At 41.6% G+C, this 26,163-nt stretch carries 24 protein-coding genes and 1 tRNA gene; 11 read left to right on the top strand and 14 right to left on the bottom strand.

The window, feature by feature from the left end; all coding sequences use genetic code 11:
* Window positions 1-4 precede the first annotated feature (4 nt).
* From NPUN_RS01490 to abc-f, 3 genes are all read right to left on the bottom strand, one after another.
* Window positions 5-1,690, bottom strand: a complete 1,686-nt coding sequence (locus tag NPUN_RS01490) for an ABC1 kinase family protein (RefSeq protein WP_041565840.1) — start codon at window positions 1,688-1,690, stop codon at window positions 5-7.
* Between the two features lie 152 nt (window positions 1,691-1,842).
* Window positions 1,843-2,169 carry a DUF6825 family protein gene (locus NPUN_RS01485; protein ID WP_012407099.1) on the bottom strand — a complete coding sequence of 109 codons (327 nt, stop codon included), beginning with the start codon at window positions 2,167-2,169 and terminating at the stop codon, window positions 1,843-1,845.
* Window positions 2,170-2,309: 140 nt separating this feature from the next.
* Window positions 2,310-3,944, bottom strand: a complete 1,635-nt coding sequence (gene abc-f, locus NPUN_RS38495; RefSeq protein WP_012407098.1) for a ribosomal protection-like ABC-F family protein — start codon at window positions 3,942-3,944, stop codon at window positions 2,310-2,312.
* Window positions 3,945-4,468: 524 nt separating this feature from the next.
* Here abc-f and NPUN_RS01475 point away from each other — a divergent pair.
* The gene (locus tag NPUN_RS01475; RefSeq protein WP_012407097.1) at window positions 4,469-5,191 is read left to right on the top strand and encodes a Uma2 family endonuclease; all 723 of its coding nucleotides are present in this window, start codon (window positions 4,469-4,471) and stop codon (window positions 5,189-5,191) included.
* Window positions 5,192-5,203: 12 nt separating this feature from the next.
* Here the strand turns inward: NPUN_RS01475 and NPUN_RS01470 are convergent, their stop codons facing one another.
* Window positions 5,204-7,900, bottom strand: a complete 2,697-nt coding sequence (locus NPUN_RS01470; RefSeq protein ID WP_012407096.1) for a CBS domain-containing protein — start codon at window positions 7,898-7,900, stop codon at window positions 5,204-5,206.
* A 150-nt stretch (window positions 7,901-8,050) separates the two neighbouring features.
* Between NPUN_RS01470 and psbZ the strand changes: the two genes are divergently transcribed.
* The 7 genes from psbZ to NPUN_RS01435 all read left to right on the top strand — a co-directional run bounded on the left by psbZ (window position 8,051) and on the right by NPUN_RS01435 (window position 14,808).
* The gene (gene psbZ, locus NPUN_RS01465; RefSeq protein ID WP_012407095.1) at window positions 8,051-8,239 is read left to right on the top strand and encodes a photosystem II reaction center protein PsbZ; all 189 of its coding nucleotides are present in this window, start codon (window positions 8,051-8,053) and stop codon (window positions 8,237-8,239) included.
* Window positions 8,240-8,428: 189 nt separating this feature from the next.
* Window positions 8,429-9,007 carry a 6,7-dimethyl-8-ribityllumazine synthase gene (ribH, locus tag NPUN_RS01460; protein WP_012407094.1) on the top strand — a complete coding sequence of 193 codons (579 nt, stop codon included), beginning with the start codon at window positions 8,429-8,431 and terminating at the stop codon, window positions 9,005-9,007.
* Between the two features lie 147 nt (window positions 9,008-9,154).
* Window positions 9,155-9,226, top strand: a tRNA-Gly gene (locus tag NPUN_RS01455).
* 690 nt (window positions 9,227-9,916) lie between these two features.
* Window positions 9,917-10,324 carry a hypothetical protein gene (locus NPUN_RS01450; protein ID WP_041565838.1) on the top strand — a complete coding sequence of 136 codons (408 nt, stop codon included), beginning with the start codon at window positions 9,917-9,919 and terminating at the stop codon, window positions 10,322-10,324.
* 4 nt (window positions 10,325-10,328) lie between these two features.
* Window positions 10,329-11,594 carry a glutamate-5-semialdehyde dehydrogenase gene (locus NPUN_RS01445; protein ID WP_012407092.1) on the top strand — a complete coding sequence of 422 codons (1,266 nt, stop codon included), beginning with the start codon at window positions 10,329-10,331 and terminating at the stop codon, window positions 11,592-11,594.
* A 260-nt stretch (window positions 11,595-11,854) separates the two neighbouring features.
* Window positions 11,855-13,423 carry an alkaline phosphatase D family protein gene (locus tag NPUN_RS01440; RefSeq protein ID WP_012407091.1) on the top strand — a complete coding sequence of 523 codons (1,569 nt, stop codon included), beginning with the start codon at window positions 11,855-11,857 and terminating at the stop codon, window positions 13,421-13,423.
* A 533-nt stretch (window positions 13,424-13,956) separates the two neighbouring features.
* Window positions 13,957-14,808 (top strand): universal stress protein, encoded by an 852-nt coding sequence (locus NPUN_RS01435; protein ID WP_012407090.1) that lies wholly within the window; start codon window positions 13,957-13,959, stop codon window positions 14,806-14,808.
* Window positions 14,809-15,030: 222 nt separating this feature from the next.
* Here NPUN_RS01435 and psbM read toward each other — a convergent pair whose 3' ends face one another.
* The 5 genes from psbM to NPUN_RS01420 all read right to left on the bottom strand — a co-directional run bounded on the left by psbM (window position 15,031) and on the right by NPUN_RS01420 (window position 17,697).
* Window positions 15,031-15,147 (bottom strand): photosystem II reaction center protein PsbM, encoded by a 117-nt coding sequence (psbM, locus tag NPUN_RS38490; RefSeq protein ID WP_012407089.1) that lies wholly within the window; start codon window positions 15,145-15,147, stop codon window positions 15,031-15,033.
* Between the two features lie 117 nt (window positions 15,148-15,264).
* A complete protein-coding gene (locus NPUN_RS01430; protein ID WP_012407088.1) occupies window positions 15,265-15,561 on the bottom strand; it encodes a 2Fe-2S iron-sulfur cluster-binding protein in 297 nt (98 codons plus the stop codon).
* A 186-nt stretch (window positions 15,562-15,747) separates the two neighbouring features.
* Entirely contained in the window at window positions 15,748-15,885 is a 138-nt protein-coding gene (locus NPUN_RS38200; RefSeq protein ID WP_006195022.1) for a photosystem II reaction center protein K, read from the bottom strand.
* Between the two features lie 89 nt (window positions 15,886-15,974).
* Entirely contained in the window at window positions 15,975-17,114 is a 1,140-nt protein-coding gene (gene tgt / locus NPUN_RS01425; protein ID WP_012407087.1) for a tRNA guanosine(34) transglycosylase Tgt, read from the bottom strand.
* A gap of 130 nt (window positions 17,115-17,244) precedes the next feature.
* Window positions 17,245-17,697 (bottom strand): hypothetical protein, encoded by a 453-nt coding sequence (locus NPUN_RS01420; RefSeq protein WP_012407086.1) that lies wholly within the window; start codon window positions 17,695-17,697, stop codon window positions 17,245-17,247.
* 378 nt (window positions 17,698-18,075) lie between these two features.
* On the opposite strand from NPUN_RS01420, the gene cobS reads away from it, so the two are divergent.
* Window positions 18,076-18,849: an adenosylcobinamide-GDP ribazoletransferase gene (gene cobS, locus NPUN_RS01415; RefSeq protein ID WP_012407085.1), complete on the top strand. Its 774-nt coding sequence runs from the start codon at window positions 18,076-18,078 to the stop codon at window positions 18,847-18,849.
* A 101-nt stretch (window positions 18,850-18,950) separates the two neighbouring features.
* On the opposite strand, the gene NPUN_RS01410 is transcribed toward cobS, so the two are convergent.
* The 3 genes from NPUN_RS01410 to NPUN_RS01400 form a co-directional block, all read right to left on the bottom strand.
* Complete coding sequence (locus NPUN_RS01410) at window positions 18,951-19,406, bottom strand: PPC domain-containing protein (RefSeq protein WP_012407084.1); 456 nt, start codon at window positions 19,404-19,406, stop codon at window positions 18,951-18,953.
* A gap of 86 nt (window positions 19,407-19,492) precedes the next feature.
* A complete protein-coding gene (locus NPUN_RS01405; protein WP_012407083.1) occupies window positions 19,493-20,170 on the bottom strand; it encodes a ComF family protein in 678 nt (225 codons plus the stop codon).
* 72 nt (window positions 20,171-20,242) lie between these two features.
* Window positions 20,243-20,734: a GNAT family N-acetyltransferase gene (locus NPUN_RS01400; RefSeq protein WP_041565837.1), complete on the bottom strand. Its 492-nt coding sequence runs from the start codon at window positions 20,732-20,734 to the stop codon at window positions 20,243-20,245.
* A gap of 766 nt (window positions 20,735-21,500) precedes the next feature.
* Between NPUN_RS01400 and NPUN_RS01395 the strand changes: the two genes are divergently transcribed.
* Window positions 21,501-23,012 (top strand): CHU large protein, encoded by a 1,512-nt coding sequence (locus NPUN_RS01395; RefSeq protein WP_012407081.1) that lies wholly within the window; start codon window positions 21,501-21,503, stop codon window positions 23,010-23,012.
* 252 nt (window positions 23,013-23,264) lie between these two features.
* On the opposite strand, the gene NPUN_RS01390 is transcribed toward NPUN_RS01395, so the two are convergent.
* Window positions 23,265-23,669, bottom strand: a complete 405-nt coding sequence (locus NPUN_RS01390; protein ID WP_012407080.1) for a VOC family protein — start codon at window positions 23,667-23,669, stop codon at window positions 23,265-23,267.
* A gap of 18 nt (window positions 23,670-23,687) precedes the next feature.
* On the bottom strand, window positions 23,688-24,284 hold the full coding sequence (locus NPUN_RS01385; protein ID WP_012407079.1) for a MiaE family protein: 597 nt from the start codon (window positions 24,282-24,284) through the stop codon (window positions 23,688-23,690).
* Window positions 24,285-24,596: 312 nt separating this feature from the next.
* Between NPUN_RS01385 and NPUN_RS01380 the strand changes: the two genes are divergently transcribed.
* On the top strand, window positions 24,597-26,162 hold the full coding sequence (locus NPUN_RS01380) for an AAA family ATPase (RefSeq protein ID WP_012407078.1): 1,566 nt from the start codon (window positions 24,597-24,599) through the stop codon (window positions 26,160-26,162).
* The last annotated feature ends 1 nt before the right edge of the window (window position 26,163 follow it).

The following is a 26,163-nucleotide window of genomic DNA, read 5'->3' as shown; positions in this document are numbered from 1 at the left end:
ACAATTAATACATACGATCGTAACGGTCAAGGCGCAAAAGTAGTCTGATCAGAATCACTGAAATCCCTAGTGCAATTAAACCAGGCACTAGTGCCCACAATACATAATTACTAACCACTAAAATCGTAGCTGAAAGTGTGAAACCAGTAATTAACAGAGCATAGCTCATTGAGAGCTGAATACTGCTTTGCCGCCGCAATAGCCGTTCTGTTTCTATAGACCGAACGCGGAGGCGCATATCTCCCCGTTCTAGCTTTTCTAGCGTATCCTCTAATCTACGTGGTAGACCAAAAGCAGTACTACTTACCTGAGCTGCTTGACGACTTAATTCATTTATAAAGGTATTTCCCTCAGAACCATTCATATCGGTCATAAGCTGCATTGCATAAGGTTTGGCAACTTCCATAAAGTTAAACTCTGGATCTAAACCTTTGCCTACTCCTTCCAGGGTAGAAAAGGCTCGCATCACAAAAGTGAAGGTTGCTGGAAATCTAAATGGCTGATTATAAGCTATTTCATAAAGGTCGTCACTGATTGCCGCCACCGACTGATTTTCAAAGGGCTTATCCATGAAATGATCTAGCATGTACTGGACGGAACGCCGCACTGGGCCCATATCATCGGTTGGGGCGATCGCGCCTAAATCGATCAGAGACTGCACAACGCGATCGCCATCTTTTTGAGCGATGCCAAACAGTGTTTGCATCAGTCCCTCGCGCACGTTGGATTTAATCCGCCCCATCATGCCGAAATCGTAGAATATTAAAGCCCCACTTGCACTAATAGCAATATTGCCTGGGTGAGGATCGGCGTGGAAAAAACCACTATTGAGTAACTGTAGTAAGTAAGCTTGAGCGCCTTGACGAGCGATCGCCTTTCGATCCAAACCGGCTGCTTCTAAAGCTTCGTATTGGCTAATTTTAATTCCAGGGAGATATTCTAAAGTCAGCACCCTGGAACTGGCATAACGCCAATATACTCTTGGGACGTTCACCCAATCGTAGCCGCGAAAATTCCGGCGAAAAGTATCGGCGTTACGACCTTCGTTAAGATAATCAATTTCTTCCCAAAGAATGCGACAACATTCTTCATAAATACCTAACCAATCTCTTCCACGTCCCCATTTAGGATGGTTTTGAAAGTAGCGAGTAATTCCCTTGAGAATTTGTAAATCTATTTCAAATAACTTCTTTAATCCAGGACGTTGCACCTTAACAACAACCGATTCCCCACTATGCAGCACAGCTTTGTGTACTTGCCCCAAGCTAGCAGCAGCTAAGGGAATTGGTTCAAAATTATCGAAGAGTTCAGGAATTTTTTTGCCTAATTCTTTTTCAATGGTCGCTTCTACTTGCTCATAGCTAAATGCCGGTACTTTGTCTTGTAATTTGGCTAGTTCTTCTACATATTCACCAGGGAAGATATCAGCACGAGTGGAAAACAGTTGCCCAACTTTGATGAAGGTTGGGCCTAAATCCAGCAGAGTATTGCGAATCCAGACCGCTTGGGTTTTGCGTCTTGCAGTTTGCTTTACCTCAGTCACGCCACCCGGATAACTCCAAGATTTGTTGTATAGCCAAAGTTTGAACAATAAGGTCAAGACAAAAGACCAAATGTCCACAAAACGCCGTCTGCTAGAGTATTTTTCCCGATTCCAACGGTATGCCTTATCTGAATAACCTTGTTCCATATCCTTTTGTGTACCGTTGGTTTGCAACCGAATCACTTGAAAAAGAAGACACTCTGATTCCTAAACTGTTTTTTCATAAGTGTCATTTGTCATTTGTCATTTGTGAGTAATTTTCGACCAATGACCAATGACCAATGACCAATGACTAAAATTTACGCAGAAGTTCTGCGATAATGTTGCAATTCTGTGCGTAACAAGGCAATTTCTGCTCGTAATTCATCAATATCTGCTTGCAAGTCACCTGAATCAGAATTGGTTTGTCCACTACCTGTAGTAGCTTGACCAGAATTAGCTGCTTCTGCTGACCGATTTGCCCGCTCTAGGACTTCTTCTGTAAACTGGCGCAACTGCTCTCTAGCTTCTGCATCAAATTTGCCCAGATCGCTCAAAGCATCGGTCAAGGCGACCTCTAAACGCTCATTAACTACTTCGGCTACTGCTCTGCCTACGAAAAAGGCTTGTACTAGTGGGTTACTCATAAATTTTTGTTACGTTGATCCGCAAGAGAATTATAACTTGCCTGTATGCTTTACGGCTTCTACTGGAGAGTTAGAGATTTAGAGTTAGAAATATATGCCAATTCAATCATTCGCGGAGTTGACAGACATACAAGCGACAGCTACACCGATCGGGAATAACATATATCATGACATTTCACTAACTCTTGATAATATTGTTCTGGTGTATTGGGTAAATAAGTTGTAATTTGCAAGGCTTGCTCTTTTAAGTTGAAACTTTGAGTAATGTTAATCTGACTGAGAAAATCGAAATCATGGGAAATGACCCAAATAGCTCCTTGATAGTCATTGATACCTACTACCATTTGTTCAACGGTTTCAATATCTAGGTTATTAGTTGGCTCATCGAGAATCAACAGATCGATTTCTGAGATACCGATCATAGCGAGCGCTAATCTTGCCAATTCACCCCCGCTCAGGACAGAGGCGCTTTTTTGAACGTCATCATATTTAAAGAGAAAGTGTCCCAACTGTTGACGCAAAAGCTGATAGCTGAGACTAGGATTGGCCGCTTGCATATTTTCCAGAATTGTGTATTGTCGATTTACCAATTCGTATGTTTGATCGAGATATACAGCTTTCATTGCTGGTGCAAGCAAAACCTCACCTGAGTCCAAAACTATTGTTTGGTTTTCCATTCCTAAAATAGCCTTTACCAGACTCGATTTACCAGAACCATTTGCGCCGACAATGGCTATGCGATCGCTAGATGATACATGCAATTGAATATTTTGAATCAATAGACGTTCTGATACCCTAAGATTTGCACCCTGGATATTAATTAGATTTCGGCGCTTTTGATTTTTTTCCTCTAGTTGAATACTTGTGACTTTCGTAGTTTTGATTTTCGTCTCTGCAACCTTTTCATTAGCCTTTGCTACTGCTGCTTCGTGTTTCTTTTTCGCAGTTCCAGTAGACACTTCAGCTTTGCTTTTAATTAGTCCTGCTGCCATTCTATCAATACTGCCATTAAGAAACTTGGCGCGACCGTTGCAGCTAGATTGAGCTGCGCGTTGCTGTTCTTGTATAGCTGTGGTTTGGGTACGTTTTAGTTCCTTTCTGGCGATTTCGTGCGATCGCAATGCTGCTTCTAGTTCGATTTGTTTCTGTTCTCGATATTGAGAAAAATTTCCTCCATATACTTTCAAAGCATCAGGTGTGAGTTCCCAAGTAACATCTGTAACTTGGTCTAAAAAAAAAGGTTTATGTGAGACAATTACAAACGCACCAGTGAAATTTTGCAGAAATTGTCTTAAGTTTTCTAAAGCTTGCAAATCCATGTGGTTAGTTGGCTCATCTAGCAACAGCAAATTGGGCTGTTGAGATAATCCGATTGCTATAAATAGTTTTGTCAGTTCTCCACCACTCAAGTTAGTAATTGGTAGATAAAGATTAATATTTGTATCGAATTGTGTTTGCAAAATCTCCTCAATCTTCCACCATTCATCTGAGATGGAAATCAAAAAATCAAGTACTGTATCTGCTGTAATCTCTTGTCTGATAGCGCTGATTTGTGGCAAACAGTAGACAACACCATTAGACCAAACAGAACCGACGCTGGGTTTGATTTGATCTGCAAGTATCTTTAATAGGGTTGATTTTCCTACTCCGTTGCGACCGACTAAAGCAATGCGATCGCCGGCCTCGATACTCACTTGTATTTTTTGAAACAAAGTTTGAGCTAAACTGAGTTCGTAGGCTAAATTCTCAGCTAATAAGATTGATTTTTTCTGCATTATTTTCAAACCTCAATTCGCAAACTTCCACCCGCATGTTCATAACAATTACGGGTATATTAGACACAAAAAAATTAGCCGTAGACACTTGCCAAGCAGTTAAATTTAGATAGGAGTGATGACAATATCTTTAGTACATGGCTATGTGAAGTAACCCTGTCAAACTAGTTGCATTTATTCTTCGTTGACATTCGTTGCTTTGGCGCAACAGGTGTTTGGTACTACTTCATTTCAGCTATCTCGTTGGAGTTTTGATGAGGTTCTGATATTGACTACAATGTAGCATAAAGGTATCTCGGAAAAGTAGCGATCGCTCGTTTTCAGTGGTAAATAAAGATTCTTAACCGCAGAGGCGCAGAGAACGCAGAGGTAAGATATTCATCTTTATGAAATTGGTTCTGAGATGATAAAGCCTGAATTGGACAATTTACCTGTACCCTAAAAATAAGCGATTAGGTACGCGCGATCGCTAACTACAAGACTGTTAAAATAAATTCATAAATACTTGATGCCGTATCCATTCTATGACCATAGCTCAAGAATTAGACGATCAAAAAGGCATCCGCCAAGATGTTATATTTCCCCCTGGCGATTTATATAGTGATGAGCCTCCCTTGGAAAGCGAACTGCATTTACGGCAAATAATCCTACTATTAACATGTCTGGAATGGTTGTGGCGAGATAGAAATGATTTCTATGCGGCGGGAAATCTAACTATTTACTACAGTCCGCGCCAACGCAAATCGGAATACTTCCGGGGGCCAGACTTTTTTGTTGTGCTGGGAACTGAACGTAAAACCCGCAAAAGTTGGGTAGTCTGGGAAGAAGATGGTAAATATCCGAATGTAATTCTAGAAATTTTGTCTAACTCAACAACTAATACTGATAAAGGTTTAAAGAAAACAATTTATCAAGATACCTTCCGTACACCCGATTATTTTTGGTTTGACCCTTATACACAAGAATTTGCGGGATTTCATTTAGTAGATGGAGAATATCAACCTCTACAAGCAAGTGAACAAGGACATTTGTGGAGTCATCAGCTAGGGTTATATTTGGGAGTTTATGAAGGTTTATTACGGTTTTTTACGCGAGATGGGCAACTAGTAGCAACACCGGAAGAAACGGCAGAACAAGCTGAACAAAAGGCTGAACAGTCACAACAACAAGCAGAACAAGCCGAACAAAAGGCTGAACGTTTAGCAGCAAAACTGCGGGAGTTAAATATCGATCCAGATACAATTTAGACCAGAGCTATTTCAATTAGGATAGTGTTGTGCTAAAAACTCCTCAGCTTCAGTCCTATCTTTAATGACTCCATCTAAGGTAGCAGCAACTACATCATCTAATATTTGCCGATACAGTGGTCCTGGTTTGTAACCAAGTTTCTTTAAATCATTGCCATTCAATAATGGCTGCACATTAGCCCAAACAGTTAAATATTCCCAAATTTGATGTCTAAGCGATCGCGGACTTTGCAAAGCAATTAAAATCAGTATTGGTAAATCATATTGTCGCAACAACTGTACTATTTGACTGGGGCGTTGCAAAGTGGGTAAACATTCTATTACTTGACTAAAGCTTTGGACTAAGTTCTTCAACCTCAGAATGCTATCCTCTTGCAATTGCAGATTTTTTGCTACTTTCACCCGATATTCAGGTGCTAGGTGGGCGATTAATGCTTCTAGACGCATTTGCCAGTGAATGAGAGTTTGTTCAGCATCAAATCGCCGCAAACAGCGTTCTAACAAACGTAATTGCCGTAGGAGTGACCCATCTAGCTTGAGGGTAGGATGGATACATTGCAACGCCCCTAAGTTATCGAGTAACTGCAAAGCTGATTTCCAGTAGGGCGCTTCTAGGATGTGTTTTAATTCTGTTTTGAGTCGAGTTTGCAGGGCTGGAGTTTTGGTATTCTCTTGGGAAGTGCGATCGTAAACACCACTGTTGATGGCATAGCGGATAAACTCTTCAGTCTGTGGTTCAATTTCAAATCCGAAGCGCACAGCAAAGCGCACGCCGCGATAAATGCGGGTGGGATCTTCGATAAAGCTGTTGGCGTATAAAACCCGAATTTGCTTGGCTTGTAAATCGAGTAAACCGCCAAAAAAATCGAGTAACTCACCGGAACGAGGGGAAGTGAGCCGCAAAGCGATCGCATTAATAGTAAAATCTCGACGATACAAGTCTTGACGAATCGAACTCGCCTCAACTTCTGGATTCGCAGCTGGGTAAGGATAAAATTCTGTCCTAGCGGTGGCAATATCTACCCACAGAGAATCTAATTCTGGGTCTTTGTGCCACAACAAAGCAGCAGTTTGAAAAGCCCCGTGGATTTCTAAACGAGCCGCAGGGTAAAGTTGTTGGAGGGCTTTTGCTAGTTCCACACCAGCACCAACATCTGCTGATTTGTGAAAGCCATCAACTACTAGGTCAATATCTTTAATCATCAAGCTACCTGCTGTCTTAGCTAACAGCAAATCTCGCACTGCACCCCCAACTAGATAAAGATGCCAACCCCGTTTTTCTGCTTCTTGCGATGCGATGGTGAGCAATTGCCATAATTGAGGAGCAAGTTTATTTTGCAATTGCGGGAGATTAATATTACTTTTCCCCCTCTGTACCTCTTCCCCTCCTCCGTCTTCATCCCTTTCTTGATGTAATTCGCGTAAAACATCAGTACGAGTGACAAGACCAACTAACTGCCCATTTTCCAAGACTGGCAAGCGTCCAATATCATAAGTCACCATCAGCGACTCAATTTGTGGCAGTGTCGTATCTGGTGTAATTGTTTTCAGATTCGTGGTCATGTAGCCTTTGACTGGCGCATGGCTAAATCCGTGGTGCAAAGCGATATCAAGATCCCGGCGCGAAATAATACCTACTAGCTGCCCTTGGGCATCGACTACAGATAAACCAGAGTGTCCATAGCGTAATAAAATACGCTGGGCTTCGGCAATTGTGGTTTCAGGCAGAATCGTGCGGACAGGAGAGGACATCAAATCCCTCGCAGTGAGGGGGTGGGGAATTTGTGCTTTTACTCCATCAAGGAGTTGTTTTAATATTGCTTGTGAATCCACTCCTCTTAGATTTAGTGATGCGGCTTTTGAATGACCGCCGCCGCCCAAGAGTTGGAATAATAGATTAAGATTTGTTTTGGGAATTTGCGATCGCCCAATTATTGTTAAACGTGAGTCATTTTCACTCAAAGGATACTCATTAGCCAACAGAATGGCATCAATTTCGGTTAATTCCACGAGTTCTGAAGCCAAACTCGATAGCCCTGGCACAAAACTATCTGTTTTCAGAGTTACCCAAGCAACTGTATATCCATGCAGACAAAGATATTCTAGATTTTCCAACGCCTCAGTTAATAGCTGCTGCAATTGCAAAGACAAGCCAGGGTCACGGTAGGTAGAAATTACCGATAAACTAGCACCTTGTTGCATCAACCAAGCCAAAGCTAAGGCATCCCGTGGTGTCGACTGCTCAAAGGTCAAGGAGCCAGTATCAACGTGGATACCCAAAGCCATCACTGTAGCTTCGGCAGAAGTCAAGGAAATTTCCTGTTGTTGCAATTGCTCCACAATTAAAGTTGTAGCGGCTCCTACTGAGGAAATATGCGATCGCGTGGCAGGAATATCTGATTCTTGTCCTAAGTGATGGTCATAAACTATAATTTCCCCAAGATGGGGTAAATCTAACCACTCAGCAGCTTTACCCAAGCGATCGCGCTGTTGCGTATCCACCACAGTCAGAGAACGAATTTTTTCAGGATTCACCGAACGGCGTTCAATTAGCGAATATTCATCCCGATGCAATGCTAAAAAGTCCCGCACAGGAGGATGAGAACCGCCAGTCAGCACAATCTTACTTCCCGGTAGTAGGCGCGTTAACCCTACTGCTGCACCTAGTGCGTCAAAATCTGCGGTTGTGTGGCAAAGAATTAAATCCATAGTTAAGAGTCATTAGTCATCGGTACTTAGATGAAGGACAAATGACTAAAATGTTGCAATTTCTGCTAGCTTAAAAATAATAAGAAAGTGTCAGTGTCGCCCTTTAGGATATTCTATCCTTAGTATTTCGCTGTATTGGGAGAAGCAAAAATGACCATAATATTCCAATTTGCCTTGATCGGTCTAGTCCTATTGTCCTTTGTCTTGGTTGTAGGCGTTCCGGTTGCTTACGCTACTCCCCAAAATTGGGTTGAATCTAAAAAACTGCTCTGGGTTGGTTCTGCCGTCTGGATTGCTTTGGTATTTTTAGTTGGTTTGTTAAACTTTTTTGTCGTGTAGACGACGGCTTTGCTCTGGCTCAGGCACATAATATAAGAACTAGAGGGGCAGAAAAGCCAAGGTCAAAGACCAAAGGAAAAAAGGAGAAGTTTTTTCCGATTTCCTTTTTTATGACCTTGCTTTCCTGCTCCTCTACATTTAAATAAGAAATGTATATTGACCAGAACTATAGTTGATTAAGAGGCAGTCATGGCAGTTTTCGAGGGAACTTTTACCCAAACTGAGCCTTTGCGGTTTGCAGTGGTGATTGGTCGATTTAATGACCTTGTTACCGGAAAGCTGCTAGAGGGATGTCAAGATTGCTTGAAACGCCACGGTGTAGATCCTAACCCCCAAGGTAATCAGGTGGACTATGTTTGGGTTCCAGGAAGTTTTGAGGTACCTTTAGTAGCTCGCCAACTAGCACTTTCCCATCGTTATGATGCTGTAATTTGTCTAGGTGCAGTCATTCGCGGGCAAACACCCCATTTTGATTATGTATCCGCCGAAGTTTCTAAAGGTATTGCCGCCGCTAGCTTTCAAACTGGAGTGCCAGTAATTTTTGGCATTTTGACAGTAGATACTATGCAGCAAGCCTTAGAACGGGCAGGTATCAAAGGTAATCATGGCTGGGATTATGCCCTAAACGCCCTAGAAATGGCAAGCCTGATGCGGCAATTGCGTTCTAACCTAGCAGAACCATATTCTCGTAACAGCCAGGCTTTGCCAGCCTCTTTTCAAAGTGCCAGCATTGGCAATTTAACGGCGGAGTCAGAAGAACTCGGCTAGGGTATGTCATTAGTCATTTGTCTGTTGTCCTTTGTCTGTTATTCACTTAATGACCAATGCCAATGACCAATGACTAATGACAAATTAATAAATAAAGGGGTTGACAATCAGAGATAAATTTGAGATATTGATATATGGCAATTGATTGCGGGTGTAGCTCAGTGGTAGAGCGTCACCTTGCCAAGGTGAATGTCGCGCGTTCGAATCGCGTCACCCGCTTCCAACTAAAACCTCTTGATAGTTTTAACTTCAAGAGGTTTAGTATTTTTAGGGTGCATTGAAGTCTTTGGCGATTCGCGCTGTATTCCTGTGAATCGTTCATAATTTTGATGAATTTCATAGATAGTAGAATATAAAGTAATTTAGATATGGTGAAACTGTTTATTTGTGGATAGATTTTACCCATCTAGTAAAACTTGTTTAAACTATGGGGGAATTCACGGGTATTAGTCTCTTAAAACAGGTTGATGTATGTCATAAATGTCAGCAGTGTGCTGACTAAGATTTCACACTGAGCGTAGCCGAAGTGTTATATACATCTAAACATTTTAAAACTTATGCACGGATAGCTAAATCGTGTCTCGACATTAAGGGATAACCGCTCCTATGCTCCCTTTGAAATGTCAAATAATATCATCTAGCTTTGTCTAGATTTTATCTAGTAGAAGGAAATTTTAAATAAGATTGTCAGCTTCGGGGAAATATTACAAATAAAAAACCCCGTACTGATATGAAAATTAGGATACTTAGAGTCTGCTGCATCTACTGTTTGCAATCATGGCGATATTTGTATTGTCAGTACATGTATATAAAGAGAGCAATCTATAGTAGCAGAAGCTTCTATTGCATTTACCAAAGGATTATATTGTCGTAGTTCGTGTAAAACACGCTCAAGTTACTAGAACGCTTGTGCAATCTCAAAAACCCGAAAAAATAGATTTCAATGCTGAATACCCCTGTCCCTGTCGTCGCCGGGGTCAGTTAATTCCGATTACGTTGACAGAAGCATTTGGTTGCGATCGCTGTCAGCAAATCTTTGTCGTAGAAGATAATGGTCATGTCCTAGAACAACTTTCTACCACCTATCCCTACAAGCGGGCTTGGCGTTGGATGGGAAATAGTTGGCACGTTGTCCATCCCCGCTTGGGAGAAAGCTATCTGCCTATAGCACTTGGCATTATTTTCGTGCTAGTGATTATATGGCTGCCATTAGCACTGCGATTAGCAAATGGTTCCAGCATTATTGCTTGGGCAATGGTGGCGGTGCTATTAGCTATTCTGCCAGCATTAATGGTCTGGCTTACCTACAGACGTTAACTCAATGAGTGTTGAAGTTTTAGATGACCACCCCGAACCGATTACTAGTGCCCAACGAGCCTATCAAGCTTCCCTAAAGTTAGGGATCACAAAGGGAGCAGACCGAAGTCGTGCAGTATTGGCGATGGCACAAGCTCTTGAGCGCTCATTTGACGACATTCTAGAAGCCAACACGTTGGATTTAGAAGCTAGTCGAGAAATGGCAGTGCCAGAGTTGATATTAGACTGGCTGAAGCTGACTCCCACAAGGCTAGAGATGACAGTAGACGTTTTACAACGGTTAGGGGAATTATCAGATCCGCTAAGGCGCGTTAGAACGGCTGATTATCAACTGGAAGATTCCCAGAGTTACACCCAGTTAATGCCTTTGGGAGTGATTGGATTTATTTATGAAGCCTTTCCCGATTTAGGGGCGATCGCAGCAGGTTTTTGTATTAAAACTGGCAATAGTATAATTCTCAAAGGCAGTACTGAAGCTAGCCATTCCAACGCTGCCATCGCTGAGGCACTGCAAAATGCGATCGCAGAAGTTGGTCTACCTTTAGGCTGTGTAGAGCTAATCACAGCCGAACATGGTGCTTCAATTCGGGATTTAGTCACCCAAGACCAGTACGTGAATCTAGTTATTCCCTACGGACGTTCTAGCTTGGTACAGCAGGTAGTACGACAGTCAACTTGCCCAGTCTTAAAGTCCGCGATGGGTAACTGTTATCTCTACTGGTCGCTAAATTCCAGCTTAGAAATGGTGCGCTGGATGATTCTTGATAGCCATCAAAGCGAACCCGATCAAGTCAATGCGATTGAAAAGGTACTCATTCATCGTCAAGCCTTGCCATCATCCTTAGCAGTTCTGTGGAACAGCTTGATGGAAAAAGGCTTTGAAATTAGAGGGGATGCAGAACTAGTACAAGCTTTTCCCCAGTTGCAGCTGGTGAAGGAGGGGGAATGGGGAAATCCTTATTTAACAAAGACGGTAGCTTTTAAACTGGTGGATAGCTTAGAAAGTGCGATCGCTTGGATTAATGAACACAGTAGTGGTCATGCCGACTCCATCGTTACTGAATCTTACCAAGAAAGTCGGCAGTTTGCTTTAGGAGTTAACAGCGCCTCTACCTACATCAATACTTCCCCGCGTTTTTCCCGCAACCCCTCGCGGGGAGATTCAGTGTTTCTCGGTATGTCTAACCAAAAAGGCCATCGTCGAGGATTTATCAGCTTAGAAACCTTGACCACCGTTAAGCACATTGTTCAGGGAAATGGCAGGTTTTAAATAATTCGTAATTAGAAAACGGTTTGATAAAAGTAGCCGATAGCAGCAGTGCTGCTTAGTTGAGGTCTAAATATCTAATGTCCCAATCCAATCTTAGACTTAACAAAATCTTAATTTCTGCTTGATCCGAGGTTGCTAGGTTCCTTGTGTTTGGTTGAGCAGCGATTAGGAGACAAGTTGAATCAAGCTATTATTTGTGCTTTTCACAACTGACTCTCCTAAAGTTTGCCAACTGTATTTACATCTGGGTAGAGGTGAATATGGAACTTATGGATGGCGGACTGCTAGCAAATCGGTGTAGACGGCGGAGTTTTTTGTTGGGTGCAGGATTCTTAACTGGGTTAACAATTGCTAGCCAGTGGCATCCGGTATTGGCTAGCTCAAGGTTTTCTAGCTATCCGTTCAATCTTGGTGTTGCCTCTGGCGATCCTTTGCCGGATGGTGTTGTTATTTGGACGCGGCTGGCTCCAAATCCACTTTCTGGAGGTGGAATGCCAGTGGTAAATGTGCCAGTGCGGTGGCAAATTGCCCTTGATGAAAATATGAAACGGGTTGTGCGGAGAGGAACAGTGCTGGCAACACCAGAGTTAGCGCACTCAGTCCACGTTGATGTGCGTGGGCTAGACCCTGACCGTTGGTACTGGTATCAATTTCAAGCGGGTAGGGAAGTTAGCCCCATTGGACGGACTCGCACAGCACCAGCATTTTATAGCTATACTCAACAACTAAACTTTGCTTTTGTCTCCTGTCAAGACTGGCAAAATGGCTACTACACGGCTTATCGCCATTTGGCTGAAGAAAACCTCGACCTTGTAGTTCATCTAGGTGATTACATTTACGAATATGGGCCACAATCTGGTGGCCCACGCCAGCACAATAGTCCAGAAATCATCACTCTTGCAGACTACCGCGATCGCTACGCCCTGTACAGAACAGACCAGAGTCTCCAAGCTGCTCATGCTGCTTTTCCCTGGATTGTCACTTGGGACGATCATGAAGTTGACAATAACTACGCCAACTTAATTCCCGAAGATAACCAAAGCGAAGAGACTTTTAGGAAACGCCGAGCTAGTGCTTACCAGGCTTACTACGAACACATGCCCCTCCGTCAGTCTTCCTTGCCTAAAGGCCCAGACGCACTGCTTTATCGGCGGTTGACTTTCGGTAATTTAGCTGAGTTCAACGTCCTAGATACCAGACAGTACCGCACTAACCAACCTTGTAATGATGGACTGAAGCCTCGCTGCCCAGAAGCTTTTGATCCAAATGCTACTATGACGGGCTCAGAACAAGAGCAGTGGCTACGAAAAGGGTTAGATCAGTCGCGATCGCGCTGGAATGTGATTGCTCAACAGACGATGCTTGGCCAGTACAATTTTAATAGTAGTCCTGGTTCAGGTGTCTTCAATGTGGATCAGTGGGACGGCTACGTGGCTGCACGTAATCGGCTCTTGAGTTTTCTCAACCAGCGCCAACCTTCTAATCCAGTAGTGATTACCGGAGATATCCATTCTAGTTGGGTACACGACCTGAAGCTGGATTTTAATAACCCCAACTCAGCCACAGTCGGCACTGAGTTTGTCGGAACCTCAATTACCTCTGACTTTCCCACAGCATTTATTGCTCCAGTTCAAGCTGCTCTACCCAACAATCCCCATACTAAGTTCTTTGACGGTGCTTACCGGGGATACGTCCGTTGCAACCTTACTCCACAACGCTGGCAAACTGACTACCGCGTTGTATCAAGCATCGTTGACTTGAATGCCTCTGTTAAAACCTTAGCTTCGTTTGTAGTCCAAAACGGACAACCAGGAGCGCAGCTAAGTTAACGTGAGTTCGATCAACCTCTTCCTGACTTCAACAAAAGTTCAAGTCTCTCCCTCTCCGACTCGGAGAGGGACGGTTTTGCGTAGTCACACCAGGGAGAGGTCTTTATAGTATTAAATATGACTTTAGAATATTCAAACCGATAGCGATCGCTTATTAAGCGATATAGTAAATCAATTCTTATAAAAAGTTATTTGGGAATTTCTTTGCAAGACTTAACTAACTTCTAATTAAAAAAAGTGAACATAGATTAACAATGATAACTAACATCATATTTTATTAAGTTACTCAGGCTAAATTGAGAGTATGCTTAACAATTGAAGTCTAGTTGAGAATTGTAAGTAACTAGGTACAAACAAACTTAAATATTTGTTGAGTATTTTGTACTTTGCCATTTTTGTAAGTTTTAAATACTAAAAAACAAAGTTTCTTGTGCCAACTTACTAACTAGATTATCGAGTAAAAAGGTAAAAATCAGACCTGAGCCAAGTACTAAAAGCGAAAACAAAAGTAAACTTAAAAACAATTAGGTAAGATGATAAACAAAATTTTGCTGACTGTATCGGGATTGGGACACGCAGAAGAAATGCTCAAAACCCTGAGAGAAATCCCTTCAATTGAATCTGCGAAAGTTACAATTTTACATGTTGTTCAGGCACAAAATACTGCTGCTACCATGACAGCTAAATGGGAAAATGGTGGTAAAATTCTGGCTAATGCCATTCAAACTTTGAACTTAGATCCTAGTCAGGTTTCTTCAATTTTGCGCGAAGGCGACCCCAAAGATGTAGTTTGCCAAGTAGCTGATGAAATCGATGCTGACTTGATTGTTATGGGTTCACGCGGACTGAAGCGGCTGCAATCGATTTTATCGAACTCAGTTAGTCAGTATGTTTTCCAGCTGTCTTCTCGCCCCATGTTGCTGGTAAAAGATGACATTTATGTTAAAAGAATTAAGCGCATTATGGTGGCAATAGACAACTCTGATTCTGCAAAAAACTGCTTGAAATTGGCACTGTTTTTACTGCGAGATATTCAGGGTGGTCAGTTAATTTTGGCAAATATAAGTACAGATTTAGGTGGTAAAAAATCGGAAATAACCGAGGTTAACTCAGATAAAAATCCAGTTTTAGCAGCCGCAGTTGCAGAAGCTCAAAAACAAGGTATCCAATCTCGTGCTTATATCAGCAGTGGTAAACCTGGTGAAGAAATCTGTCGGTTAGCAGAAGAGTTGAATATAGACTTATTATTGCTCGGTTCTCCAGATCGTCGTCCATCTATTGCTAAGAGTTTTGTTGATATAGATCGACTCATCGGATCTTCCTTGTCTGACTATGTTCGAGTCAATGCCACTTGTCCGGTATTGTTGGCGCGGACGATCGCTTAAACTAAGCAATGCTGAGTATTAGATTTGTTGTAATAAGATACTAGAGAAGCAAGATTTTCTTTCTAATACTCAGCAATCATACTATTTTTGTTTGAAGCTGTGCTTATGGGACTGTAGGGGCAATCCATGAATTGATCCTACAGAAATGCTACCAGTTAGCGGTTGATAAATAAAAACCCCCACATTACTAGTGCAGGGGTTATTTATTTTATACACAAATTCTTAACTATCTTTTCCACCTTGGCGGCTAGCAGTTTGGATGTACAGAATGAGTAAAAATACAGTGGGAACTAATACGAACAAAATGCTCGCTACGAACCCCAGGTCATTAACTTGCATGGCAAGAAAGCCTCTCTTAAATTTCCAGTCAACAACATTAGGATACCATTATCAATGACAGAGTTAGCCCAAACTTTTTACTTTCTCAAATGCTAACCACGGATGATCCTAAAAAACTTAAGGCTTCGTAACTACGCTGACTGAGCCATTCACTAAAGTTTGACACGCAAGGCGGTAATTTTCAGGCTTTTTCTTGAATTTACGATTTTCTACGTCTGTGCGGGGGGAAAGATTTTCTAGTCCTTCGACTATTTCAACAATGCAAGTACCACATTGACCATTACCACCGCAATTGGTCATCTTGCCAATGAATGTATATATATCAATGTCATTTTGCATGGCTTTGAGTCGGAGATTGGCACCATCCGCCGCTACTACTTCTTTATTCTCTTTAACGAATTTGATATTACCCATAATTTATTCCTCCTTGACTCTAAGCTTGGCTTTCAAGGCTTCATATTGACATGGCTTGATTCACATCTTGTTTATTATATTAAAACATTACAAAATATTAATAAATGTAAATTTTATCAAACATAGTTCCACAAAAAAATAGAACAGGTATATTACCTGTCCTACTCAATTGAAAAATAGATTAACTTACCTAAATCCCACGGCTGCTTGCCAAACGAAAGCAAGTAACAAGAAGAATACAGGGATGACTGGGAGAACGTCTACCAAAGGATCGAAGATTTGGTAAGCTTCAGGCAGTTTTGCTAATAAAAGTGCTGCTTCCATGTTTGTTTAAATCCACCTATCCAACACAGCTTTCATAATTGAGAAATATCTTAACATGGTTTGGTCATTGGTCATTTGTTATTAATACCCTATTCTTCGATTCTCCACTCTTCATCTCCACTTTCTTCGTTGAGCCAGTGGCCAAATTCTGTGGTGAAGCGATCGCTCAATATTGCTTCTCTAATCTTTTGGGTAAAGCGAATTAGCTCGGTAATGTTGTGAATGCTCAACAACGTATAAGCTAAAATTTCTTGAGATCGCACCAAATGAGATACATAAGCTCGGCTAAAATTTTGACACGTGTAGCAGGGACAAGTTTCATCTAATGGCGTAAAATCTTCACGAAACTTAGCATTTTTTAAATTCCACCGTCCGCCCTGAACTATTGCCGTTCCATGTCTCGCCCAGCGAGTGGGAATTACGCAATCAAATAAATCTATCCCAGATGCGATCGCGATCGCCATTTCCCGATAAGTACCCACACCCATCAAATAACGCGGCTTTTCGGGTGGTAGAAGCGGTGCTGTCACTTTTACAATCTCAGCCATCAATTCTGGGGGTTCTCCCACACTTACGCCACCAATGGCATATCCAGGCAAATCTAACTTAGCCAAAGTTTCCGCCGCACGGCAACGCAAATCCAAATACACGCCCCCTTGCACAATCCCAAACAAAGCCTGCTCACTACGTTGATGAGCCGTTATGCAGCGTTCTAACCAGCGATAAGTCCGTTCAGTAGCAGTTTCCACCTCTTGGCGAGTCGCTGGGTAAGGCGGACACTCATCAAAGGCCATGATCACATCTGCCCCTAAAGTATTTTGAATCTCAATAGAGCGTTCTGGTGTCAAGTTAATGATTCGTCCATCATGTGGTGAGCGGAAAGTTACACCTTCTTCAGTAATTTTTCGCATCTCACTTAAACTGAACACCTGAAACCCACCAGAATCTGTGAGCATTGGGCCGTTCCAACCCATAAACTTGTGTAATCCTCCACCCCCAGCCACGATCGCTTCACCTGGTTGTAGGTGAAGATGATAAGTATTGGATAAAATCATTTGCGCCCCAGTATCTCGTAGCTGGGCTGGGGTGATAGTTTTGACATTTGCCAGCGTACCCACTGGCATAAATCTGGGGGTTTCTACAACCCCGTGAGGAGTGAAAAACACTCCAGCTCTAGCTTTTGTCTGACTACAGCAAGCAAGACATTCAAAGGAAAAATTCGCACTCATGCCATTTTAGATTTTTGAAGATGCGCCTTTTAGGACTTAAGCAAAACTATACGATGTAGGGGCAATTCATGAATTGCCCCTACATCAATAAAGCCCAGCCTTACATCAAATTGGTATAGTAGCCGCTATTTTAAAAAGAATCAGAACAGTCATCGTCAATTTCTGCATCCCATCTGGCTGAGAGAACTTGCTCCATCATCGCTTCTATGGCGCTGACATTGAAGGTTCGCTCTCGTCGCTCTTGTATGGGGGTTGAGCGGGGAATCAACCGCAGACACACTCCTTCTTGCATCAAATCGAAGTAAGTTTCTTGTTGCGATGACTGTTTGAGTTCCAAGTAATCAAAACTACAAACATTCAAATATAGCGCATGATTAGCCACTAAGGTAGACCTTTGTGGATTAGCAAAAACTTCCATCACATCCCCTTCACCCTCGCTCAGTACCTTATCTTCTTGGGTGTAGATGTAGTGGACTCGACCTAAATCTGCCAGCAATCGCCGGATGTCGAGCTTATTCACAATGATGCCCGTGTTAATAATGCACGGAGCTGGTATCCTGGTGTCGGGTAGATGGTGACTCATAGGAAAATAGCGATTGAGCTAAGGAGAGCAACAACAGAGCTAAACAGTCATAATTGAATAGCTTGTTTACTCCCTACATTTAAAAAAATATCAATTTTGTGGGGCAATCGTCTAACAATTTGGAGGAAGTTTTTAGTTAACGAATACAAAACACAAATTTTGATTCCTGATGGAATTTTAATTTCCTGAATCATTTGTTTTTTGTATAAAAAATTACTCAAAACTTTTTATTTACTACTTAGACCAGCATAACAAAATTTTCAGTGATAATCTCTAACAGAAGTAAATCTTATCTAAAGCTTTAAAGTGTACTGATGTTCACTTGTAGTCAAATTATGATGATTATCCAGCAATTAGCCAAATATTAATGTAACTACGATGACGAAACAGCAACAGTGGTGGAAAAGGCTGCTGTTAAAGCTGGCAGCTAGTATTATATTTTACACGAGTATTCCGTTGCCGTATTTGAATGGATTAGATTTTCAGGGAGTGGCACGTCTTGCTTCGCATGTAGGGTTGATAATTGGGGGAATTTTAGGGTTACTGGATACGGGGATCGATTATCTTGGGATGCCAGTGTTAACTCGTAGTGCTTTGGTAGTAAGCATTTGGATTGGCATCACCGGAGGACTGCACTTAGATGGGGCAATGGATACTGCCGATGGTTTGGCAGTGGGCGACCCAAAGCGGCGGCTGGAGGTGATGGTAGATAGTGCTACAGGTGCATTTGGGGCAATGACTGCGATCGCCTTAGTGCTGCTCAAAATCACAGCCTTAACAGATTTGCCAGAAAACCGTTGTTTATTGCTGATGGCTGCTTGTGGCTGGGGACGTTGGGGACAACAGTTAGCGATCGCACGATATCCTTATTTAAAACCAACTGGCAAAGGTGCATTTCACAAACAAGCCATTCGTTCTTACAAAGATTTGTTACCAGGATTGTTATTGCTCTTGAGTTTGAGTGGTTTACTTGTGTTGATAGATAAACAGCAATTATTTCTCGCACTAGCAATGATAATTGCTGGAAGTGCGATCGCCACTTTAACCGGTGCATGGTTCAACCACAAATTAGGCGGACACACCGGAGATACCTACGGCGCAGTCGTCGAGTGGACTGAAGCCTTATTTCTGTGCGTATTGACCGTTTTTTAATCAATGGGGGAGTGGGGAGTAGGGGAAGAATAACTATTAATTATTGATCAATGCTTCATGCCCAATGCCCCATCCCCAATGACAAATGACAAATGACTACTTCATTTAATCGGTTGCAGCTTTGTCACCTTGAGTTTAAAAGCCCCCACCCCAGTTTCCCCAAAAGACCGGACACGAATCACATAATTGCCTGTCTCTACGATGCGGGTAAATAGTAGGGAATTGCTACTACCATCGGGACCATCATCATTTTCTGCCAGAGTCGATCCATCAGGTGCTAGCAGTGTAATTATGCTGTCAAAATTTTCAGATGACAGGTCAACTGCTAAATTATCGCCCTTTTGTAACTTCACAGTATAATCACGAGCAAAACCACCTTGACCTGTGGGAATGTCTTTATCTGAGAGGCTATCGGAAAGTTCAGTACTGTTAGATAAAGGAATTGGACTATACAACTTATTTTGAGCAAAAGCTGCGCTTGTACTTACGCCTATTGCCAGCAATGTGGCAGGAATAATTATGAGTTGTTTTAAACCCGCCGCAAAAACTTTATTCATACATTTCAAGCAATTTTTTCCACAAAAATAGAGTAATTCGGTCGATTATGCGCTTATATGTTCAATTTAGCTCATTAATTTTTGATTTATCCGTCTTTAACGGCAGTGGCTACTGCTACTAATCCTAAGACCACTATTCCATAGTGACGAAGAGTTTGCACAGCAGACCTGGCAGTAGCACCAGTAGTATAAATGTCGTCCACTAACAGCACAGGAACATTTGGGGGGCGATCGCGAAATTCTTGTCCGACAGCAAAAGCTTGAGCCAAGTTTTTTTCTCGCTTAGATACCGATAAACCAAATTGCGCTTCAGTTTCTCGGACTCTGGCTAAACCGTTTAGTTTCAATTTTAATCCAGTTATTTCGCAGAAGCTTTGTGCTATTAGTGCAGCTTGATTATATTTACGTTGCTTTTGCTTGCTAGGGTGTAGTGGAATGGGAACCACCACAGGCTGGCTATCTCGCTTAGGTGAATTTAATAACCATGCTTCTCCTAACCATTGACCCAAAGGGCGAGCTATTTGGGGTTGATTTTCGTATTTCATCACCGCGATCGCTCGTTTCACTGGGCCACCATACTCTCCCCAGCCAAACACTGGTATTGGCTCTTTCCATAGAGACATTGGGTTTTTACGTTGACATTTTTGCAGTTGTCTGGTGCAGTTGTGACAAAATTCTTGGGAAGTTGCGCGTTGGCATAGTGGACAATGGGATTGAAGAAAAAGATTGAGTAAGCCTGTGAGATTTTTAATCCAAGTGTGCATTTAGAATTGTCCTTTGTCCTTTGTCCTTTGTCACTTGTCCTTTGTTCTTAGCTAATGACCAATGACCAATGACTAATGACCATTAACCAGTGACTTAAAATACACGCGATCGCAGCGTATTGTTTCTACTCCTGTTGCTGGAGTGTAGCCGTTGCTTTCATACAGCTTGACTGCTTCCACCAAAACACTGGCGGTTTCAATCCAAATTTGCTCAAAACCACGCTCTGCGATCGCTGCTTCTAGCTGTTGTAACAAATATTTCCCTAATCCCAAACCCCTGATGCTGGGTAAAAGATACATTTTGCGGATTTCTACAGCTTTTTCACCTCGCTGTATGGGGTAGTATGCCCCAGTTCCTACTAACTGGCTTTGGTGTTCAATTACCCAAAACTCTCCCCCAGTAGCTAAATAACATTCCTCAACTCGTAGCACATCTCGGTCAGCGCCCTTGGGTTCCCAACCGAGACCGTATTCTGATAATACATAACTGATGACTTCGGCGGCTCTTGTGCGATCGCTTTGCACCCAATCACGAATTAAAAAATCTTGATAATAGTTTTTCATTACCATTTGCTGGTCAAGTTTACACAGAAAATTTTCTGGTTCTATATCCCAATTTACCCAGCAAATAGCAATTCTGGCAGAGTCCATTTCAAGCTGTACTCTCAAGGTGTCAATAAACAGACCTGACTCACCACCTACGGGACCACCATCAAAGTGCCTACAGCAGTTGTACCTGCTATTGCAAAGAATTTACGTCTTGAAATTTAACCTGTTAAGTCATTTGTGATTGGGCTGAGGGCATTAAACATATTTTTATACTTAAATTTTTATCTTTATGCCCAATAGCCTAAGCGATCGCACTTCCTTTTGTGAGTCGGCTAAAGTAGGCAGTTTTATCTAATAGAGTTGCAAGAGTCTTAGAAAAAGCTGGCTAATTTATGTATCAAATATTACTTACGTATTTAAATAGCAGGTGATGCTGGGCTTTAGTTAATAGATCCTGAAAACTATACGCATCAAGAATTAATCATTAATTATCTAGTTTTTTCAGTATTTTCTAACAGAAAAATTCTTCAGTTTGTAAACTTGTTATTCATTATCGATTTCATTCATAGATATTGCGTTGAAACAATAAAAATTTGTATAAAGTTCTGTTTAATTAATTTTAATATAACCTTTTCTTAACTTTTTAAACTTATATTTCTTACTTAATAGATGTGTGTAAAAATTACTGAATTAACATTAGCAATGATGCTAGTAATCAGCAGTATTTCCCTATTTATTGTTTATAAGACTCGGCTTCTCTTTAAGGCTTTTGGAGGTTAATTTGTTTAAGTCTCGATTGCGTATAACATCTCTCCCGATTAAGAACTTAGTGTGTTTAGCTGGAGGATTTGTCCTCGCTAGTGTTGGCAGTATTGCTATTGCTAATACGATTACTAGCCCAAGCAGCTCTCAGTCCCCCTATATTGTTCGCTCAGTGCCCGGGGTTGTCACTAAAGCTATCCTGACGGTAGGAGATTCAGTTAATAACAAGCCTGACGGTACGCCGTACCGCATGGTTGGTATCCCTGATGGTCTGGGCGCGTTCGATAATGGTGATGGTACGTTTACACTGTTGATGAACCATGAGCTTGGCAATACATCTGGAATTGTTCGTGCTCATGGTGCTAAGGGTGCCTTCGTATCCCAATGGACTATCCACAAAGATGACCTGACTGTTGTGAGCGGTGAAGACTTGATCAAGAGAGTTTTTACATGGAATACTATTACCCAGCAGTCTAATAATAGCGCAAGTATAATTGCTTTTAATCGCTTTTGCTCTGGCGATCTCCCATCACCTACAGCTTTCTACAACCCTGCCACTGGACTTGGCTCTCAAGAACGTATTTTTATGCACGGGGAAGAAGGGGGGGCTACTGGCTATCAATTGGCCACGATCGCCACTGGTTCTAACAAAGGAAGCACCTACGTTCTTGGCAAGTTCAATCTCAGCACCAATGGCTCTGGTCTCACAGGCGTTGGTGCTTGGGAAAATGCTCTCGCCAATCCCTTCCCTCAAGATAAGACAATCGTGATCGGCAACAACGATGGTGGCTTAAATATTATGAATGGTGCGCTTGCTGTTTATGTTGGAACAAAGACCAACATCGGCAGTGAAATTGACAAAGCTGGTCTAACAAATGGCACCCTCAAGTTCGTAAATGTCGTGGGTAACGCTGTGGAAATTACCAACACCACCACCCGTGCGACCAACATCACCAACGGCACCCGCTTTACCCTCAACAGCACAGCATCAACCACCTTCTCCCGTCCGGAAGATGGTGCTTGGGATCCTCTCAATCCAAATCAATATTATTTCGTCACAACGGATCGCTTTGATCAAGTGTCTGCTGGTACTGGGACACAGATTGGCCGTAGCCGACTCTGGCGCTTGACTTTCGACGATATTACAGACCCAAACAAGGGGGGAACTATCGAACTGTTGCTCGATGGTACTGAAGGTCAGCAGATGATGGATAACCTGACTATCAATAAGCGTGGACAAATCTTCATTCAAGAAGATCCTGGTAATCAAGGTTATGTAGCGAAGCTCTGGCGCTATGATATTGCAAGAGATCAATTCACCCAGATAGCACAGCATGATCTGAATCGCTTTGCTCCAGGGGCACCAGCATTCCTAACTCAGGACGAAGAATCCTCTGGGATTATAGATGCGTCAGATATCCTAGGTGAAGGCTGGTTCCTGCTGGATGTACAAGCTCATTATCCGATTAGCGGCGAATTAGTTGAAGGTGGTCAATTGCTAGCCCTGCACTTCCCCCCTGGAAAGAAGTAGGCTTATAAGCTAGTAAGCCCGACCTTCTAGGATGCGTTACTCCAAGCAACTAAATCAATCAAGTATCGTGCGATTAGAACTGTAATTAAATATTATTCTAGCTTGAATGACTAAGAAATTTTTCAGGCTAGAAAGTCCTAATAATTGTAGGGGGACGTATCGCAAATATGTCCCCTATTTATTATGTAATACCGTTGCTGTTAGAGCTAAGTTTGTAGTTCAGATATTGGATAATTGTGTTGCAGCAAACTTTTAACTGACAATTCCGAGATTGCTGTAAATTTCGATGAGATTGCCATCAGGATCGCGAAAATGAGCGGTGCGAATTCCCCAGTCTGGGCGATCTTGTGGTTCAGTCACAACGATCGCATTATGATTTTTTACTTGCTCATAAACTTCATCCAGATTATCGACTGCAAAAATTAAGACCGTTTTATCTCGATTGACAATGTATGAAGGCTGTTCAATTCTTGGAACTACTTCAGCCATTAATTCTTTTTTGAACAAACCCAACTTGAGATATCCGGTATTCAACTCAGCATATCCGCTCTCTTCATCGCCCCAATCGACATCAAATTTCAGCAGATCCCGGTAGAACAGAAAAGAATCTTTGTAGTTGGAGACAAGTAGTCTCAGGTGTGTTAGCTGAAGCTTCATATCTGTTGCCTTAGTCTACTAACTGTGAATTCTAGGTTCTGGGTGCAAAGTCGCCAGCAACTCGCTTTCGACAATTGCTAATTCATCAAGCCGTTGCATGACAATTTCTCTGTCGAAATAAGTAGCAGCTAAAACCCAATATATACCGTAGTGACGCGCTTCAGATGCCATTAGCCCACGATAAAATTTTGCTAACTCTGGCTCTGGACAGTGAGCAGCTAATAGTCCCAGACGTTCGTGAGAACGAGCTTCAATTAAACCAGTGACTAGTAAGGAATCCAGAAATCGCTCAGGTTCTTTGGGGCGGACTTGAGCCTTTAAACCTGCGCCGTAGGGAGGCGGTGGTAAGGGAGCTAAGGAAATATTCCGGCGTTCTAACCATTGGTTAACTAGCTCAAAGTGTTCTAGTTCCTCGCGGGCGATCGCAGTTAGTTCCCGCACCATTTTAGTATTGGAAGGGTAGCGAAACATCATGTTCAAGGCCACACCTGCTGCTTTGCGTTCACAGTGGGAGTGGTCGAGTAAGATGATGTCTAGGTTAGCGATCGCTTGTTCAACCCAAGCAGAGCTAGTGGGCTGTTTTAGGACGTTGATAGTCGGTAACTGAGTAAGCACAGAGTCACAAAACTCCAGAATTTTAATTTAGCTGAGTACCTTAGCAAATTGATTTTAATCGTGGATGGAGCAATTTGTTTATAGTAGGGGCGCACAGCTAGCTGTACGCCCCTACGCAGTATGTGTTAAAAATAACGCTTAGTATCAGCATCACAATTACAATCTTGTGCGTAGGCTTTGCCCACGGAAGCTATAGCTCTAGCAGCACAAGCAAGTTTTGGCAGATGCGCCATTAATATTACCCAGTATTACCTACTGTGTAAGATTTGTAATACTACTCATCAGCAAAATAGTAAATTTTCGGGAATAAAAATGATAGAATTTGCTGCCATTACTTCAGTAATTAGTAAATATGCCCCTCAAGCTAGTCAACTAATCATTAAACAAGCTCAAAAAAACGAAGCTGTTATTAACATTCTGCACGAATTAAAACTCAATCCTACCCAAATTTCTGATGATATTGATACTGTCTATATTTATGCTTTGATCCGATATGGTGTATTTAAGCATGAAGCAATTTTAAACCTGTTTAGAGAAAAAGAAATTAAAGGTTGTTTTTGGGATGCTTACAGTTCTAATACTCCCTTTAAGTTCGTAGAAAATGCAAAAAAGCTTCTTAATCAAAACAGCGAATTAAAAATGCAGTTAATCAATGCTAAAATAAATTTTTTGGCTGAAATAGAAGAATTTGGTGAAGCTTTTATTGCAGTTGCCAAACAAACAAAATCCTCAAAATATCAGCCCTATCCAGATTGGAACTTAGATGTTTATTCCAAAGAATTTAAAGCATTAATCTTTGAAAAAACTCGCTTATTTTGCGGACGTGATTTTGTTTTTAAGGCTATCCAAAAATTTTTTACAACTCAAGCCAAAGGTTATTTTAGTATAGTTGGGGATGCAGGGATGGGTAAAAGTGCCATTGCTGCTAAATATGTTCTAGCTTATAAATTTCCTTGTTATTTTAATATTTTTGCAGAAGGACGCAACAAACCAGAGAAGTTTCTAGCTAGTATTCGTCAACAATTAATTAAGCGTTATTCTCTCCAAAATGCAGATAACACTGATTTAAGGACTTTACTGCAAAAAGCTAGTGAAGAACTAAAAGGACAAAAACTTGTAATTGTTGTTGATGCACTAGATGAAGTAGAACAAGAAGGAAATGGTAATCTTTTAGATTTACCACAAAATCTTCCTAATGGAGTCTATTTCTTACTGACTAGAAGACTTTATAATCAAGAGACAAAACGTTTAACTTTGTCTCCAGATACTCCTGTATATGAATTAGATTTAACACAAGGTGATTATACAGCTTTGAGTCAAGAAGATGTTAAAGAGTATATTGAATTATATCTGAATAATGATTCAGACCTGAAGAATTGGATTAATGAACGCCATATTTCTGAAGATAGTTTCACTCAAGAAATAGCTGTTAAGAGTGAAAATAATTTTATATATTTACGCTATCTCTTACCCGGAATTTCTGAGGGTAAATACAATGATTTAAATTTAAAAGGATTACCGCAAGGACTTCAAGACTATTATACAACTCATTGGAATCGTATGGGGATGGATAAAGAATCCAATGAAAAAAAGGTAAAAATACTTTATATATTGGTAGAAAGAGGTGAACCAATATCGATAAATATGATTACCGAGATTCTTGATGAGGAAGAATATGAGGTGAAATCGGTATTAAACGAGTGGGTTGAATATGTAACACCGAAAGTAAATGTAGATGAACACAAAACTTACTATAGTATTTATCATCGAAGTTTTCTGGAATTTCTCAAATCTCAAGACAAACTAGGTAAAGGTCGAAAGCTCTTTAGAGAAGTTAATAAAAGTATGGCTAATTATATGCTTAAGGAGATGGCATAAA

Source organism: Nostoc punctiforme PCC 73102 (genome assembly GCF_000020025.1).
GTDB lineage: Bacteria > Cyanobacteriota > Cyanobacteriia > Cyanobacteriales > Nostocaceae > Nostoc > Nostoc punctiforme.
Note: the sequence above shows the minus strand (reverse complement) of the source record. Positions and strands in the feature narration are given on the sequence as shown.